Origin of the sequence: Paeniglutamicibacter psychrophenolicus, from assembly GCF_030812255.1 — a bacterium.
In the GTDB taxonomy this organism is placed as follows: domain Bacteria; phylum Actinomycetota; class Actinomycetes; order Actinomycetales; family Micrococcaceae; genus Paeniglutamicibacter; species Paeniglutamicibacter psychrophenolicus_A.
This window is the reverse complement of sequence record NZ_JAUSSH010000012.1, coordinates 29268-45700: the sequence shown is the minus strand read 5'-3', so window position 1 is coordinate 45700 and position 16433 is coordinate 29268. Positions and strand designations below refer to the sequence as shown.

The following is a 16433-nucleotide window of genomic DNA, read 5'->3' as shown; positions in this document are numbered from 1 at the left end:
GACGAATGAAAACAGGGCTTCGGGTGGGGCGAAACGATGGCATCCCGGCCCCGGGGAACCGCCATTGCCCGCCTGTTGCCGCCGGCCCGGCGCGTTGTTAAGGTTAAGGAAACATCCCGGAAGGGTGGTCCCGGTACATGTCCCGACGCAACCTCGATGAGAACCGTGAGGCCGCGCTGCGCTCGGCCCGCTACCGCTTGGCTCGCGATGTTGCGGAGGAGCAGGTCCCCGTCGATGAGTACGCCGAAAGGACCGGGCGGAGGCTGGGCGATGGGTCGGAACCGGCAACCGAGGTCCGCGGTTTCCATGCCGACGACGAGGTCTGGGAAGTCGCCAACAGCGCCTTGGACGCCGCCTTCGCCCGGGGCGACTTCGACAACCTCGCCTATGCGGGCAAGCCAATACCCGGCCTTGGGTCCACCGCGGATCCGGATTGGTGGATCAAGGGGCTGATGAAGCGTGAACACATCAGCGGTGTCGGTCCCCCGGCGCTGCTGCTGCGCAAGGAGGACGAGGAGCTGGAAGGGACCCTGGACCGGATGGCGGATCCCGCCGCGGTGCGGGACTTGCTGGAGGATTTCAACGCCCGGATCATCGAGGCCCGCCGCCAGCTGCTGGGCGGTCCACCGGTAATCACCGCGCTGCGTGACGTCGAGGACGAAGTCGCCTCGTGGCGAGAACGCCGCACCACCCGTGCGGTGGCCGCGGCACCCGCAGAGCAGGCACGGCAGGAGCAGCGTCCAAGGTGGTTCGGGCGCTTGTTCGGCTCGGCACAAAAGCGGTAACCGCCAGTGGGCCATTCAGGCCGTCGGCGGCACCGCCCGCCCTGCCCGGTGCGGGGTGACGGACGCGTTTAGCGGCGGTAGAGGCCCCTGCCCTGATCGATGTTGCGTCGGGCTTCGCGCAGGGCGCGAGCGGTCTCGGGATCAGTCCGCTGGATGTCACGTGCTCGCCTGTCCAGGGTCCTGCGCATTCCGATTCCGACGGACAACAGACACAGCACGAGAATCCCCGCGACGATCAAGATCGATGGCATGTCCATGCTCGGAGCCTATCCCCGTTCGGTATATTAAGGGACCGGAACGTCAAAGCGCCGGTTAAGTGGCCGAAGGCCCCAACCGATTCGGTTGGGGCCTTCGACTGCTTCTGGAATTTACCAGGAAGACTTGGTGATGCCCGGAAGCTCGCCACGGTGCGCCATGTCGCGGAAGCGAACACGGGAGATACCGAACTTCTGGAGGGTGCCGCGCGGGCGGCCGTCAATGGAATCGCGGTTACGAACGCGTACCGGCGAAGCATTGCGGGGCAGCTTCTGCAGGCCCAAGCGGGCCTCTTCGCGTGCCTCATCGGTTGCGTTCGGATCAACCAGGGTCTTCTTGAGGGCTGCACGCTTTTCGGCGTAACGCTCAACAATGACCTTGCGCTGCTCGTTCTTAGCAATCATAGACTTCTTGGCCATGTTTAGCGCTCCTCTCGGAATTCGACGTGCTTGCGGACTACCGGGTCGTACTTCTTCAGAACCATGCGGTCTGGGTTGTTACGACGGTTCTTGCGGGTCACGTAGGTGAACCCGGTGCCGGCGGTCGACTTGAGCTTAATGATCGGACGTACGTCCTTATCCTTAGCCACTAGAGCTTCACACCCTTCGCAAGCAGGTCGGCTACAACGGCATCAATGCCGCGGACGTCAATGCGCTTGATGCCCTTGACCGAAAGGGTCAGGGTCACGTTGCGACGCAGGGACGGAACCCAGTAGCGCTTCTTTTGGATATTCGGGTCGAACCGACGCTTGTTGCGGCGGTGCGAGTGGGAGATGCTGTGTCCGAAGTTCGGAACCGCACCAGTCACCTGGCATACAGCTGCCATGATCACTCCTCAGTTGTAGTAAATATTGGCGGTACTCGTTGACAGATACAGCGGAAAACTGCTGCCTCTGAATCTGCGTATAAGAGTCCCGCCACCAGTTGTGACACCGTTATTACTGCAGAAGGTAACCAGGCTGGGTGAGAACCAACCGAAGAGCCTTTTTTAGCGTGAAAGACGGTGAACCTCATGGCCAATGAGTACTTTTCCCTACTCGGCTGGCCATGATATTCGGTTTTACGGGCAACCGTGCAAACCCGTTTGGGCATGCACGACTTAACGCCTAACCATTCTAGGCGATTAACACATCGGCAGCCAAATCGACAACAAGGCTTTTCGGGTCCCCGGCATGCGATCTGCCTCACGTCCGAATCAAAGGTGCCGAGGCGGGTCCACCGGACCCGAGGCGTTCCTAGCGCAGAATCCAATGCGCGGGGTCCAGCCGACCCACGAGCTTCTGGCCGATACGTGCCAGTTCCGCCACGTCGTGGTCGTCCAAACCCTGGAAAATCAGCCTCCGCACCGAACCAACATGTTCGGGGGCAAGGGACTCAACCTTGTCCCACCCAGCGTCCGTGAGCCTGGCGATGGTCACGCGGGCATCCTCCGGCGACCTGGACCGTTCAACCCATCCCCGGCCTTCGAGCTTCTTGACCACGTGCGAAAGCCGCGAGAGCGAGGCACTGGTTCGTGAGGCCAGTTCGCTCATCGGCAGGATCCGTTCGGTGGCTTCCGACAGCATGGCAAGCACGTTGTAGTCGAAGAGGGTGATCTTGGCCTGGACCTGCAATTCGCTGTCGAGTGCGGCCGGCAGCAGCGTCGTGACCGACACCAGGGCCAGCCAAGCGTCTCTTTCAACGGGGCTTAGCCACTTAGGTTCGCTCATGGGCACTATCCTTGCATAGCTCATGCGCGCTTCAGGATTTCGCGCCCTGGTGTGCCCTCCCCCGATGGGCAAGGGCACACCGGGCCGCGCGGCTCCGCCGCTTCTAGCGGGCGGCCAGGGCCTTGCGGCGGCGGTAGGCAATGACCTGCGAGGTGACAACGACCACCAACGCCAGGATGAACATGGCCGACCCGATCACGTTGGCCTGGGCGGGAATGCCGCGGGTGGCCGAGACGTAGATGAACTTCGGGAAGGTCGAGAAGTTTCCGGAGTTGAAGTTCGTGATGATGAAGTCGTCGAAACTCATCGCGAAGGACAGCAGCGCCGCGGCCACGATCCCGGGAAGCAACAACGGGAAGGTGACCTTCCAGAACGTGAGGAACGGGCTGGCATACAGGTCCGATGCCGCCTCTTCCAACCTGGGGTCAAGCGAGGACACCCGCGCCCTGACGGTGACAACCACGAACGACATGCAGAAGATCACGTGGGAAATCACGATGGTGCTGAAGCCAAGCTCCCATCCCAGGTTCAGGAACTGGGCCAGCAGCGAGGCGCCGAGCACGACCTCCGGGGTGGCAAGCGGCAGGATGATCAACAGGTCCGCGGTGTTGCGGAACTTGAACTTGTAGCGCACCAGGCCCAGGGCCACGCAGGTGCCAAGCACCGTGGCGAAGATCGTGGCGACCAACCCGATCTGCAGCGAGTTGACCAGCGACTCGCACACGTTCGGTGCGCCGCAGGGGTTCTTCCAGTTCTCGAGCGTGAAGCCCCGCCATTCGAGGTTGGTGCGTCCGGCGTCATTGAACGAAAACACGAAGATGTACGTAATGGGTACCAGGAGATAGATGAAGGCCAGGCCTCCGGCGACCGGGATGAACCAGCGCCCAAATTTTTGTCGCATTCCAAGCCTTCCTAGAACAGTTCCTTGGTGCCAAAGCGTTTGATGTAGATCATGACCAAGGCAAGGATCAGGATCATCAGGATGAAGCTCAGCGCCGAGGCGCCGGGGTAGTCGACAACCTTGAAGAAGCGCGAATCAATGATCTGCCCGATCATGGCGGTGTCCCGGTTGTTGCCCAGCAGCGCCGCGTTGACGTAGTCGCCGGCCGCGGGAATGAACGTGAGCAGCGTGCCGGCAAAGACACCGGGCATCGACAGCGGCAGCGTCACCTTGAAGAAGGTCGTCAGCGGGCTGGCATACAGGTCCCCCGAGGCCTCCAGCAGGTTGGTGTCCAGCCGGTCGAGGTTGGCGTAGATCGGCAGCATCATGAACGGCAGGAAGTTGTAGGTCAGCCCGCACACCACGGCGAAGGCCGTGGCGGTGAGGTGTCCGTCCGCCGGCAGGATCGCGATGGCCCGCAGCACCGTGACCACCGGGCCCTCGTCGGAGAGGATCTGCTTCCAGGCCTGGGTGCGCAGGATGAAGCTGGAGAAGAACGGTGCAATCAGCAGCACCAGCAAGATCCCCTGCATCAGCTGGCGCCCGCGCAGCCGCACCGCCACCAGGTAGGCCATGGGATAGCCGATGAGCAAGGCCGCGACCGTGGCGATCAGGGCGAAGAAGAACGAGCGCAGGAACACGTCCCAGTACGCGCCGATGACCGTGACATAGTTGCCGAATTCCAGGGCCGGGACGAACTCGCCGATTTCGGCGCCCGGGGGCCTGGCGTAGAGCGACATGCTCAAAAGGACCAGCACCGGCGCCGCGAAAAACAGCGCCAGGACAGCCATTCCCGGAATGATCAGGTACAGCCCGACCCGTCGCTTGCGCCGCTCGGCGGCAAGTTCCTCCTCGCTGCGCAGGTGCACGGATGCCGGCTTTTTCTTGTTCCGGGGACGGGATCCGGTGGCGGTCATACCGCGTCCCTCCCTGCGGATGCCTCTTCGGCCCCGTCAAGTCCGAAGGAGAATTCCGGTTCCCAGGTCATGCGCACGGTGTCCCCGCGTTGTGCCGGTGGCTGGCCCATGTTCTGCGAGAACGTCCCGATGGTTCCGATGCCCTGGACCTCCACCAGATACTCGGTGCTGACCCCGGTGAACGAGGCGTCCAGCACCGTGCCGGTGAGCATGTTGGCGCTGGGCGAGTATTCGTCGGGCAGGTTCAGCACCCGCATCTTCTCCGGGCGCACCCCCACCACGGCGGCGCCGCTGTGGGCCACCGACCGGTCCTTGGGCATGACCAGGCGGTGACCGGCCGCGTTCACTGCGACGGCGTCCCCGAGGTCCTCGGTCACCGTTCCGTGCATGAGGTTGGACTTGCCCAGGAAGTTGGCCACGAAGGCGGTCTTGGGCAGTTCGTACAGGTCGCGCGGGGCACCCATCTGCTCGATCTTGCCCTTGTTCATGACCGCGACGGTGTCGGCCATGGTCATGGCTTCTTCCTGGTCGTGGGTCACGTGGATGAAGGTCAGGCCGACCTCGGTCTGGATGGATTTGAGCTCCACCTGCATCTGCCGGCGCAGCTTCATGTCCAGGGCACCGAGGGGTTCGTCAAGCAGCAGGACCGCGGGGCGGTTGACCAGGGCCCGGGCCAGGGCCACGCGCTGCTGCTGCCCGCCGGAGAGCTGGACCGGCTTGCGCGACGCGAGGTGTTCAAGCTCCACCATTTCCAGTGCGGCCTTGGCCCGTGGCACCGAGTCCTTGACGCCCTTGCGCTTGAGCCCGAAGGCCACGTTGTCCAGCACGCTCATGTGCGGGAACAGCGCGTAGGACTGGAAAACGGTGTTGACCTGGCGTTGGTATGAGGCGAGCTTGGTGACGTCCTGCCCTCCGATGCTGATGGTGCCGCTGGTGGGTTGTTCAAGACCCGCGATCATCCGCAACGTGGTGGTCTTGCCGCAGCCCGAGGGGCCCAAGAGCGCGAAGAAGGTGCCGCTGGGCACGGTCAGGGTCAGGTCGTCAACCGCGGTGAAGTCCGCAAACCGCTTGGTGACATTGCCCAGGTGAAGGTCCGCCCCGGAAGCCGCCATGGGCTGGGCCTTGCCCTTCAGGGAAGTCGTGGTTGTCATCATCAGGCACCAATCACTTGCTGGAACATGTTCTGGAACTGGGTTTCTTCCTCCACGCTCATCGCGCGCTCGGTGGAGGAAAGGGACAGGAATTCCTCGGTCGGGAAGATCAGCGGGTTGTCCACGAGTTCCGGGTCGATCTTTTCCATGGCCTCACGCGCCCCTACCACGGGGCAGACGTAGTTCACGTAGGCCGCCACCTCGGCGGCGACGTCCGGGTCGTAGTAGAAGTCCATGAGCTTCTCGGCGTTGGTCTTGTGCGTGGCACCGATCGGGACCATGAAGTTGTCGCTCCAGATCAGGCCCTTGGCCTCGGGCATCACGAATTCCCATTTGTCGCCCTCTTCGAAGTTCAACTGGGTGATGTCCCCGGAGTAGACCAGCCCGGCGATCGCATCCCCGGAGATGAAGTCCTGCTTGTAGGAGTTGCCCTTCACCTGGCGGATCTGCCCGTTGGCGATGTTCTTTTCCAGGACGTCCAGCGAGTTCCCGTATTCGTTCTCTCCCCAGTCGCCCTGGATGTCCACGCCGTCATCGAGCAGCAACATCGGCATGGTGTCGCGCATTTCGTCCAACACCGTAACCCGGCCCTTGAGCGCCGGGTCCCACAGGTCCGAGACGTTTTTCAGGCCCTTCGGGAATTCTTCCTTGTTCCAGGCCAGCCCGGTGAACCCGGACTGCCAGGTCAGGGACTTCTTGCGTCCTGGATCGAAGCGGACATCCCGGAGTTCGGGCAGCAGGTTCTTGATGTTGGAGATGTTGTCGTGGTTGAGTTCCTGGACGTAGCCCTGCCGGATCAGCCGCTCGGACATCCAGTCGCTGGGGGTGATGATGTCCTGGCCGATGTCCTTGCCGGCGGCCAGCTGGGCCTGGATCTTGCCGTAGTAGGTGTCGTTGGAGTCGATGTCCTCCGCGTACTTGGCGGTGATGCCGCTTTGCTTCATGAACCGTTCGAGGGTCGGGTACTTCTTGGTCTTGTCGTCGTAGTCCAAGTACAGCGTCCAGTTGGCCCAGCTGACCAGCTTCTGCTCGCCGGACAGGTCGGCTGCGGCGCTGGGGCCGGCGGAGGACTTGGGACCGGCGGTCCCGCAGGCCGCCAGCAGGCCGGCCAATGCCAGCCCGCCGGCACCGGCCAACACGCCCCTGCGTGAAGCCTGGGCTTCCGCGATCCCGCGCGCGATGCGTCGACGGGAAGAGAACTGATGGTCGTGGCGGGACATTAGGCTCCGATCGCGGTTTGGAACTGGCTGTTGAAGTTGGTTTCTTCCTCGGCGCTCAGCGACCTGAAGACGTGCGCCTTGGCCAGGTCGGATTCGGACGGGAAGATCAGTGGATTGTTCATCAGTTCCGGGTCGATCTTTTCCATGGCTTCCTTGGCACCCTGGACCGGGGAAATGAAGTTCACGTACGCGGCCACCTGGGCGGCGACTTCCGGTTCGTAGTAGTAGTCCATGAGCTTCTCGGCGTTGGCCTTGCGCGGGGAGGCGACCGGGACCATGAGGTTGTCGCTCCACAGGGTTCCGCCCGCATCGGGAAGCACAAACTCCCACTGGTTGTCGTTCTCGAAGTTCATCTGGGTGATGTCGCCGCTCCAGACGATCCCGGCGATGGCGTCCCCCGAGATGAAGTCCTCCTTGTAGGAATTGCCCTTCACCTGGCGGATCTGCCCGTTGGCGATTTGCTTGGAAAGCACATCGGTGGCCGCGGCGAATTCGGGGTCTCCCCACTCGCCGGAGATTTCCACGCCGTTGTCGAGCAGCAACAGGCCCATGGTGTCGCGCATTTCATCGAGTACGGTGATCCGGCCCTTGAGGTCCGGGTTCCACAGGTCCGAGACGTTGCGCAGGCCCTTGGGGTACTTGGCCTTGTTGTACGCGATGCCCGCGTAGCCGCTCTGCCAGGTCAGCGAGTTCTTCCGGCCCGGATCGAAGTCAACGTCCTTCAAGGTCGGCAGCAGGTTCTTCATGTTCGGGATGTTGGCGTGGTCCAGTTCCTGGGTGAAGCCCTGGCGGATGACCCGGCCGGTCATCCAGTCGGTCAGCGTCATGATGTCCTGGCCGATGTCCTGGCCCGCGGCCAGCTGCGCCTGGACCTTGCCGTAGTAGGAGTCGTTGCCGTCGATGTCCTCGGCGTAATGCGTCTTGATCCCGGTGAGCTTGGTGAATTCCTCGAGCGTTGGATACTTCTTGGCCTTGTCGTCGTAGTCCAGGTACAGGGTCCAGTTGGCCCAGAAGACGTTCTTGTCGCTTTCGGACATGTCCGTCACGGCCGCGGCGGCGCTGGTGGCGCTGCCTCCTCCGCCTCCGGTGCCGCAGGCAGCCAGGAAGGCTGCCAACCCCAGGCCGCCGGCACCTGCCAGCAACTTGCGGCGCGACAGCTGCATGCGCTGCGCCTGTCCGATCAGGGCCCGTACGGCCGGATCCCGAGGCATTTCGCGCTGGTTCTGGTTGGACATCATCTGGTTCCCCTTCAACTGGCGTTGCATCTTCCCTTGATGAACACTGGGCGATCGTGACGCTCGTCACGCTCAACTATTGACATGGATCATGTCAGGAATCTTCCTAGCTGACAATAGTTTTCGTTGAGTTGCTTTTCGGACACCACTGAAATCTGCCGTAAAACACCCCTTCCACAACTGATTCCTTCGGGCTATGCTCATTCCCAAGTGGTGGGGCCCAAGCCGCATCCGCGAGCTTGGCCACCCAATTCGTTCGATCAGGAGGTCGATAGGAAGTGACCCAATCCGCACCCAACGGCACATCCCATGGCTTCGTCATGGATGAAACGTCCAAGGCGATCATTGAGCAATTGCAGCAAGACGGGCGGCGTTCATACGCTGCCATCGGCAAGGCAGTGGGCCTCAGCGAGGCAGCCGTGCGGCAGCGGGTCCAAAAACTCGTCGACAGCAAAGTCATGCAGGTAGTGGCGGTCACCGACCCGCTGCAGCTTGGCTTCAAGCGCCAGGCCCTCCTGGGCATCCGGTCCACCGGCGACATCATTGCCACCGCCGACAGGATCGCAGCCCTGCCCGAAGTCGACTACTGCGTTGTGGTGGCCGGGCCGTCGGACATCATTGCGGAGGTCATCTGCGCCAATGATGAGGACCTGCTTCGTATCATCACAGAAATTCGATCCGTGGAGGGGGTACGTGAAACCGAAACGTTCATGTATCTCTCGCTGCGCAAACAGGAATACAACTGGGGTACCCGATGAGCATTTCCAGCACCACAACCAACACCGCCGCCAGCACCACGCCCCTGGGCACCGACCGCCAGGCCGCCGCCAGGGACCACCTGTGGATGCACATGGCACGCCACTCCGTCCTGCAGGAGGGCGGCCGCGTTCCGATCATCATCCGGGGCAAGGGCCACACACTCTGGGACGACAAGGGCAACAGCTACATTGACGGGCTTGCCGGCCTCTTTGTCGTCAACGCCGGACACGGCAGGGCCGAACTGGCCGAGGCCGCCGCCAAGCAGGCCGAAAAGCTTGCCTTCATGCCGCTGTGGTCCTACGCGCACGAACCGGCCATCGACCTCGCCGAGCGCCTGGCCAACTACGCACCGGGCGACCTGAACCGCGTCTTCTTCACCACCGGCGGCGGAGAAGCGGTCGAGTCGGCCTTCAAGCTCGCCAAGCAGTACTTCAAGCTGCAGGGCAAGCCCGGGAAGTACAAGGTGATTTCCCGGGCGCTCGCCTATCACGGCACCCCGCAGGGAGCCCTGGCGATCACCTCATTGCCGGGCATGAAGACACCCTTCGAGCCGTTGGTGCCGGGCACCTTCCGGGTCCCGAACACCAACTTCTACCGTGCGCCGGAGCAGTTCGCGGACAACGAGAAGGACTTCGGTTTCTGGGCCGCCGAGCGCATCCGCGAGGCCATCGAGTTCGAGGGCGCCGATTCGGTCGCCGCGGTCTTCCTCGAACCGGTACAGAACTCCGGCGGCTGCTTCCCCCCTCCCCCGGGATATTTCCAGCGGGTCCGGGAGATCTGCGACGAGTACGACGTGCTGCTGGTCTCGGACGAGGTCATCTGCGCCTTCGGCCGCATCGGCTCGATGTTCGCCTGCGACGACTTCGGCTACGTCCCGGACATCATCACCTGTGCCAAGGGCATCACCAGCGGCTACTCGCCGCTGGGCGCGATGATCGCCTCCGAAAGGCTCTTCGAGCCCTTCAAGCACGGGGACACCACGTTCTACCACGGCTACACCTTTGGCGGGCACCCGGTGTCCACTGCGGTGGCCATGGCAAACCTGGACATCTTCGAGCGCGAGGGGCTGAACCAGCGGGTCAAGGACAACGCCCCGATCTTCAAGTCCACCCTGGAGAGGCTCAAGGACCTGCCGATCGTCGGGGACGTGCGCGGTGCCGGGTACTTCTACGGCATCGAGCTGGTCAAGGACAAGAAGACCAAGGAAACGTTCAACGACGACGAATCCGAGCGACTGCTGCGCGGCTTCCTGTCCACTGCGCTCTATGACGCCGGCCTGTATTGCCGCGCCGATGACCGCGGGGACCCGGTGATCCAGCTGGCCCCGCCGCTGACCGTGGGTCCGCCGGAATTCGATGCGATGGAGTCGATCCTGCGTTCGGTGCTTTCCGAGGCGGAGAACCACCTCTAGGAAGACCGCGGGAACGCAACCCAGAGAGGCCGGGTCGGTGGGGTATTCACCGCCCCGGCCTCTCCGGCGTTGTCCGTCGATGGCGGGGGCCGACTCCATCCCCGGGCTGCCCCTCTACCCGTCGCCGGGGGACGTCGCCCGGTGGCGCGGCCCCGGGGTGCCGGAGGCCGGCCCGGGCGCGGTTCCCTGCTCCGGGTTTGCCGGGTCGGGCCCGGAATCCGCAACCGGAACCGGCTTCTTGTGCCCGTCGCGCTCGATGGAGGTGGCCAAGGGCTTTTCCCCCAGGAACACCAGCACGATCGCGGCGGCAATCACCAACGGGACCATGTAGAGGAACACCGGAGTCAGCGCATCGCTGTAGGCCCCGACAATGATGTGGCGAATCCCCTCGGGCAGGGACCGCACCAACTCCGGGGTGAACGAGTTCGAATCACCCTGGGGACCGGCACCGGCGGCCGGCATCCGTTCGGCCAGCAGAGCGCCCAGGTTCGTCACGAAGACGCTGCCGACCACGGCCGTGCCGATCGAGGCACCAATCTGCCGGAAGTAGTTGTTGGCCGCCGTGGCCATGCCCACCTGCGAGTTGGGAAAGGTGTTTTGCACGATCAACACCAGGATCTGCATTCCCAGCCCTAGCCCGACGCCCATCAGCGCGAGATAGCAACAGATGATCCACACCTGGAGGTCTGCATCCATGGTCGAGAGCAGGGCCAGCGCCCCGGCGACCACAAGAGTGCCCACCACGGGAAACCACTTGTAGCGCCCGGTCTTGCTCACGAAGGCGCCGGAGCCAACGGAGGTCACCAGCAGCCCGCCCATCATAGGGATCATCAGCAAACCAGCCTGGGTGGCGTTGGCCCCGGTGACCATCTGCAGGAACGTGGGCAGGTAGGCCAGCGCCCCGAACATGGCCACCCCGATGACCAGGCCGGCCAGGGTGGTCCGGATGAAGTTGGGCTCCCTGAACAACTTCATGGACATGATGGGGGCCTGGGCCCGCCGTTCCACCAGCACGAACAGCACCGCGGCGGTCAGCGTGAGTCCCATGAGGAAGAGCACCATGGCCGAATCCCACGCGTAGGTGGTCCCGCCCCAGGTGGTGGTCAGCACCAACGCCGTGGAGGCCACCGCCAGCAGCAGCATGCCGCCCACATCCACCCGCGGCCGCTGCCCGGCGGCAGTCTCGGGAAGGTGGAGGAAGAACAGCGCCGCAACCAAGGCCATGATGCCCAGCGGGATATTCATCCACAGGCACCACCGCCACGTCACTTCCTCGGTGAACCAGCCGCCCAGCAACGGACCCGCCACCGAGGACAGCGCGAAGACCCCGCCCATGATGCCCATGTACTTGCCGCGCTCGCGGGCCGGAACCACGTCGGCGATGATCGCCTGGGAGAGCACCATCAGCCCGCCGCCGCCCAGCCCCTGGATGCCGCGCCCGGCAATCAACCACGCCATGTCCGGGGCAAAGCCACCCACGATCGACCCGGCGATGAAAAGGCTGATGGCGCCCATGAAGATGCCCTTGCGGCCCACCAGATCGCCCATCTTCCCGTAAATCGGCAGCGTGATGGTGGACGCCAGGATGTATATGGTGATGACCCACAGCATTTCGTTGACGCCGTTGAGTTCACCGACGATCGTTGGCAGTGCGGTGGAGAAGATCGTTTGGTCCAGGGAGGCCAACAGCATGGTCATGACCAGTCCGGCAAAGACCAGCAGGATGTTGCGGTGTTGTTTTTGCTCTTCGGTGCGTTCCGCGCGCGCCGTTGGAATCGTCATGGGAAGGCATTCCGTTCGTTGCAAGAACCGCGTGCCCCAAGGGTTCGCATCGCGGACCCGCGTTGCACCGGTGTTGTTGTGGTTGGTTTTCTTGCACGGGACGGGACTACGGAAAGTGCCGCGGTGTCTCCGACCGCGTCTTTCGGTTCATTGCGCTGTTCATGCATCCAATGGGCGTGCGGGGCATTCTTCCATGGTGGCAGTCCGGCTTCGTGGAAACAATGGCCGTCGACCGCTACACAGCAGGCATACAGGAAGACACTATTTAAGCTCGATTTCCACGAACACGAATTCGGTATCCGCATCGTTGATGACGTTGTGCTCGCTTCCGGCTGCACGGGTGTAGGACACCCCGGCAGTGAGTTTGTTCCGGACTGTGCCGTCACGGGTCTCAAGCAGCAGTTCGCCGGTGTCCATGGGTACGACGACGTAGTCGGTCGGGTGGATGTGCCATCCGGTTTCGGTGCCGGGCGGGAATCGCCACTCGGTCACGCGGACACGATCGTAGTCGATTTGCACGGTGGCGGTGGCCGCGGTTCGCTTCATGAAGGATCTTGCCCTTTTCGTTGACGGCGCAAGCCCGATTGGCATTGCCTGGGGTCCCGGAGGATTCCTGCTGATGGGTTCTGGCCCATCGTCGCATTTCGCTCCGGCATCGGGCAACAAGGCCGCCACAGGCTACCGGGCAGTTTGGTTCAGTGAACCGCCCCATCGATCCCGGGCAAGGAAAAAGTGGCGGTCCGGTGAACGAGTCTTCTTCGTCCACCGGGCAGCCACAATTGCAGGTGTCGTAGTGCCGCCGGGAGCCAAACCTGACTAAACGTCCCGCGCCAATGCCAGGCGGTTCAGGGCAAATGCGGCCACCAGCAGGCCGAAGTCACGAAGGGCCACATCGAAGAACCCCGGCAGGATGATCAGGTTCACGATGATTCCCAGCAGCCAGAGGCAAACGACCAAGGAGCCGATCTTGGGGCGAAGTGCCACGAGGATGCCGGCGATGATTTCAACGACGCCGACCGCATACATGAAAACCTGCGGGCTGACCGGGATGATGTCGGTGGCCAAGGGAGCCAGGTAGTGCGTCCAGTCGGTGAGCAGGTTGGTGAACTTGTCGAGTCCAAAGACGATGGGCGCGACGGTGAAGATCGTGCGCAAAACAAAGAAGGCCTGGTGATGAAGCTGGGCGCTTTTCTCGGCCGCGGTGTTCACGGTGTGGGTGGCCATGATCTCGACCCTTTCTTCTAAAGTGATGATATCTAACTTTAGAAACATCGTCCGCTCTAAGTCAACAGTTGCTAACTTTAGATTTAGACTGGAGCCATGAGGTTTCAAGCAGGGGATCAAGGGCTCAATGCCGTGGCGGCCTTGGCCGACCCGGTACGCAAGGCCGTCTATGAATTCGTGCGCACCAGTGAGACTGCCGTGGGTCGCGACGAATGCGCCTCGGGCCTCGAACTTCCACGCAACACGGTGGCCTTCCAACTGGACAAGCTCGCAGACCAAGGACTCCTTTCCGTGGAGTTTCGGCGGCTCAACGGAAAGGGCGGGCCGGGGTCGGGGCGGCCGGCCAAGCTGTATTCGGCCACCCGGATCGACGTATCCGCAAGCATTCCGCACCGGGAATATGCGTTGGCCGCGAACATCATGGCCAGTGCCATCGATCGGGCCGGCACCGAGAACCGGCCCGTTGCACCTGTGTTGGCCGAGGTTGCACGCGAAGCCGGTCAGTCAATTGGTGCACATGCCAGCTCGCTGACGCAGGCACTGGCAGACCACGGCTACCGACCCGAAGTACGCGAGGACGGCTCCATCGGCCTGCTGGACTGCCCGTTCCACCAGCTCTCCGCCAGCCACCGCACCACCGTCTGCACCATGAACCTCGAGTTGCTTACGGCCGCGGTCGATGGCGCCAACGCGCCGTACCGCGCATGCTTCGACCCGCCCACGAACGAGCACCACTGCTGCGTGCGGCTCGACCCGCACGAGGGCTAGCCGCGCAGCGGGCCCGTGTGCCGCTTCTTTCCGTTGCTCCCGTGCCCCCTTGGCAGCCCGCGTCGCACCTTGCCAATGCCCCTATCGGCAACCGGGCGTCGCGGCTAGGCTGGCATCAATACGCCAGGGCCTGTAAGTCCCCGTGTCGGGCCCTTTGTTTTGGACAGAGGAAGCGCCATGAGCATTGATGAACAGCATTCCGGTGAACGCGTCGATGAGAAGGTTGCACGCCAGGTGGCCGAAGCCGCCCGCGAGCAACAGTGGGAACGGCCCAGCTTCGCCAAGGGCCTGTACATGGGCGACTTCGACTGGGGACTGGTCCACCCGCATCCGCAACCAGACCCGGAGGCCGCAGCGCGCGGAACGGCGTTCATGGCACGGCTGCGCGAGGCCATCAAGGGCCTCGACACCGGTGCCATCGAACGCGAGTCCCGGATCCCCGACGAGATCATCCGGGCACTGCGCGAGGTCGGCGCGTTCGGCATGAAGATTCCGGTGGAATACGGCGGGCTCGGCCTTGATTTGGCCGACTACGGCCGGGCCCTGATGCTGGTGGGCACGCTCAACCCCAGCCTTGGTGCGCTGCTCTCGGCCCACCAATCCATCGGCGTTCCCGAGCCTGTGAAGATGTTCGGCACCGAGGAGCAAAAACGGGCCTTCCTCCCCCGCTGCGCAGCCGGGTCCATCTCGGCATTCCTGCTTACCGAAAACGATGTCGGCTCCGACCCCGCACGCCTGGGCACCACGGCAACCCTTGCGGAGGATGGCACGAGCTACACCCTCAACGGGGCCAAGCTCTGGACCACCAACGGGGTGGTGGCCGAGCTGCTCGTGGTCATGGCAGCGGTCCCGCCCCACCAGCTGCCCGACGGCAGCAAGTCCCGGGGCGGAATCAGCGCCTTCGTCGTGGAGGCCGACTCCCCCGGCATCATCGTGGAGAACCGCAATGCCTTCATGGGGCTGCGCGGCATCGAAAACGGCGTGACCCGCTTCCACGACGTGGTGGTCCCCGTCGAAAACCGCCTGGGCAAGGAAGGCGCGGGTCTCAAGATCGCCCTGAGCACCCTGAACACCGGACGCCTGTCCATCCCGGCCATGTGCGCCGGGGCCGGGAAATGGTCCCTGAAGATCGCCCGCGAATGGTCCAACGCCCGCATCCAGTGGGGCAAGCCGGTCGGGGAGCACGAGGCGGTCGGCAAGAAGATCGCCTACATCGCCGCCAACACCTTTGCCCTCGAAGCGGTCTTCGAGCTCTCGGCCGCCCTGGCCGATGCCGGAATGAAGGACGTGCGCATCGAGGCCGCCCTGGCCAAGCTCTTCTCCTCCGAGGTCTCCTACAAGATCGCCGACGAGCTGCTGCAGATCCGCGGCGGACGGGGCTACGAAACCGCGGCCTCGCAGCATGCCCGCGGAGAACGCTCGGTGCCCGTTGAGCAACTGCTGCGGGATTTGCGGATCAACCGGATCTTTGAGGGCTCCACCGAGATCATGCACCTGCTCATTGCGCGCGAGGCTGTCGATGCCCATCTGAAGGCCGCCGGGGACCTGGCCAACAAGGACGCGGACCTACAGGCGAAAGCCAAGGCCGCCATGGGCGCCTCCGGCTTCTATGCCAGGTGGCTGCCGACCCTGGCGGTCGGTTCCGGGCTACTGCCCCATTCCTATTCGGAGATCGGCAGGCTGGCCAAGTACCTGCGCTACATCGAGCGGGCCTCGCGGCGCCTGGCGCGGCACACGTTCGCCGGCATGGCCACCTGGCAGGCCGGCATGGAAAGCCACCAGGCCTTCCTGGGCCGGGTCGTGGACCTGGGCGCCGAGCTCTTCGCCATGGCCGCCTGCATCTCCCGGGTAGAGCTCATGCGCACCCAGGACCCGGCAAACGCCACCTCGGCCGAGCTGCTGGCCCTGGCCTTCTGCGAACAATCCGAGCACCGCTGCGAAACCCTGTTCCGCGACCTGTGGGCCAACAGCGACAAGACCGACCGGAAGCTTTCCAAGAAGGTCCTGGCCGGGGACTTTACCTGGCTGGAATCCGGGATCGTTGATCCCTCCGAGGGAACCGGGGAATGGATCGCCCCCTGGTCGACCGAGACATTGCCCGATCACCGGCGCCCCTACGGGGCCTAAACGTGGAGGCCGTGCCCCGGCGGCACGGCGCGGTTTCCCCCGGTGGTTGCTTCCCCGGGTTCCCCGTGCCGTCGCCGATCCGCCCCGAACGCCGCGGGGCCCGCCTCCGCCGCGTGGGAGGGACACGGCCCGTGGATTTCGAGTAATGGCC

At 63.6% G+C, this 16433-nt stretch carries 18 protein-coding genes; 5 read left to right on the top strand and 13 right to left on the bottom strand.

The window, feature by feature from the left end; genetic code table 11:
- Positions 1-137 precede the first annotated feature (137 nt).
- Positions 138-785: a DnaJ family domain-containing protein gene (locus J2T21_RS15230; RefSeq protein WP_307582404.1), complete on the top strand. Its 648-nt coding sequence runs from the start codon at positions 138-140 to the stop codon at positions 783-785.
- Between the two features lie 68 nt (positions 786-853).
- Here J2T21_RS15230 and J2T21_RS15225 read toward each other — a convergent pair whose 3' ends face one another.
- From J2T21_RS15225 to J2T21_RS15180, 10 genes are all read right to left on the bottom strand, one after another.
- Entirely contained in the window at positions 854-1042 is a 189-nt protein-coding gene (locus J2T21_RS15225) for a hypothetical protein (protein ID WP_307582402.1), read from the bottom strand.
- A 111-nt stretch (positions 1043-1153) separates the two neighbouring features.
- On the bottom strand, positions 1154-1459 hold the full coding sequence (gene rpsN, locus J2T21_RS15220; protein WP_071212672.1) for a 30S ribosomal protein S14: 306 nt from the start codon (positions 1457-1459) through the stop codon (positions 1154-1156).
- 2 nt (positions 1460-1461) lie between these two features.
- On the bottom strand, positions 1462-1629 hold the full coding sequence (gene rpmG / locus J2T21_RS15215; RefSeq protein WP_007270730.1) for a 50S ribosomal protein L33: 168 nt from the start codon (positions 1627-1629) through the stop codon (positions 1462-1464).
- Positions 1629-1865: a 50S ribosomal protein L28 gene (gene rpmB / locus J2T21_RS15210; protein WP_071212671.1), complete on the bottom strand. Its 237-nt coding sequence runs from the start codon at positions 1863-1865 to the stop codon at positions 1629-1631. Before rpmB ends, rpmG begins: the two co-directional genes overlap by 1 nt.
- A 409-nt stretch (positions 1866-2274) precedes the next feature.
- Complete coding sequence (locus J2T21_RS15205; protein ID WP_307582400.1) at positions 2275-2748, bottom strand: MarR family winged helix-turn-helix transcriptional regulator; 474 nt, start codon at positions 2746-2748, stop codon at positions 2275-2277.
- Between the two features lie 103 nt (positions 2749-2851).
- The gene (locus J2T21_RS15200; RefSeq protein ID WP_307582399.1) at positions 2852-3649 is read right to left on the bottom strand and encodes an ABC transporter permease; all 798 of its coding nucleotides are present in this window, start codon (positions 3647-3649) and stop codon (positions 2852-2854) included.
- Between the two features lie 11 nt (positions 3650-3660).
- Positions 3661-4605, bottom strand: a complete 945-nt coding sequence (locus tag J2T21_RS15195; protein WP_307582397.1) for an ABC transporter permease — start codon at positions 4603-4605, stop codon at positions 3661-3663.
- Entirely contained in the window at positions 4602-5756 is a 1155-nt protein-coding gene (locus tag J2T21_RS15190) for an ABC transporter ATP-binding protein (RefSeq protein WP_307582395.1), read from the bottom strand. The genes J2T21_RS15195 and J2T21_RS15190 overlap by 4 nt, the downstream gene beginning before the upstream one ends.
- Before the next feature lie 2 nt (positions 5757-5758).
- A complete protein-coding gene (locus J2T21_RS15185; RefSeq protein ID WP_307582393.1) occupies positions 5759-6976 on the bottom strand; it encodes an ABC transporter substrate-binding protein in 1218 nt (405 codons plus the stop codon).
- The gene (locus tag J2T21_RS15180; protein WP_307582391.1) at positions 6976-8214 is read right to left on the bottom strand and encodes a polyamine ABC transporter substrate-binding protein; all 1239 of its coding nucleotides are present in this window, start codon (positions 8212-8214) and stop codon (positions 6976-6978) included. Before J2T21_RS15180 ends, J2T21_RS15185 begins: the two co-directional genes overlap by 1 nt.
- Positions 8215-8531: 317 nt before the next feature.
- Here J2T21_RS15180 and J2T21_RS15175 point away from each other — a divergent pair, with 317 nt between their 5' ends.
- The gene (locus J2T21_RS15175; protein ID WP_071213195.1) at positions 8532-8969 is read left to right on the top strand and encodes an Lrp/AsnC family transcriptional regulator; all 438 of its coding nucleotides are present in this window, start codon (positions 8532-8534) and stop codon (positions 8967-8969) included.
- Positions 8966-10381, top strand: a complete 1416-nt coding sequence (locus J2T21_RS15170; protein ID WP_307582389.1) for an aspartate aminotransferase family protein — start codon at positions 8966-8968, stop codon at positions 10379-10381. The genes J2T21_RS15175 and J2T21_RS15170 overlap by 4 nt, the downstream gene beginning before the upstream one ends.
- Positions 10382-10495: 114 nt before the next feature.
- Here the strand turns inward: J2T21_RS15170 and J2T21_RS15165 are convergent, their stop codons facing one another.
- The 3 genes from J2T21_RS15165 to J2T21_RS15155 all read right to left on the bottom strand — a co-directional run bounded on the left by J2T21_RS15165 (position 10496) and on the right by J2T21_RS15155 (position 13387).
- Positions 10496-12163, bottom strand: a complete 1668-nt coding sequence (locus J2T21_RS15165) for an MDR family MFS transporter (RefSeq protein ID WP_307582387.1) — start codon at positions 12161-12163, stop codon at positions 10496-10498.
- A gap of 261 nt (positions 12164-12424) precedes the next feature.
- Positions 12425-12709 (bottom strand): cupin domain-containing protein, encoded by a 285-nt coding sequence (locus J2T21_RS15160; RefSeq protein ID WP_307582385.1) that lies wholly within the window; start codon positions 12707-12709, stop codon positions 12425-12427.
- A 270-nt stretch (positions 12710-12979) separates the two neighbouring features.
- A complete protein-coding gene (locus tag J2T21_RS15155) occupies positions 12980-13387 on the bottom strand; it encodes a DoxX family membrane protein (protein WP_209906814.1) in 408 nt (135 codons plus the stop codon).
- A 96-nt stretch (positions 13388-13483) separates the two neighbouring features.
- Between J2T21_RS15155 and J2T21_RS15150 the strand changes: the two genes are divergently transcribed.
- Together J2T21_RS15150 and J2T21_RS15145 are read left to right on the top strand one after the other, a co-directional pair.
- The gene (locus tag J2T21_RS15150) at positions 13484-14155 is read left to right on the top strand and encodes a helix-turn-helix transcriptional regulator (protein WP_307582382.1); all 672 of its coding nucleotides are present in this window, start codon (positions 13484-13486) and stop codon (positions 14153-14155) included.
- A 177-nt stretch (positions 14156-14332) separates the two neighbouring features.
- On the top strand, positions 14333-16282 hold the full coding sequence (locus tag J2T21_RS15145) for an acyl-CoA dehydrogenase family protein (protein WP_307582381.1): 1950 nt from the start codon (positions 14333-14335) through the stop codon (positions 16280-16282).
- Positions 16283-16433: the final 151 nt, after the last annotated feature.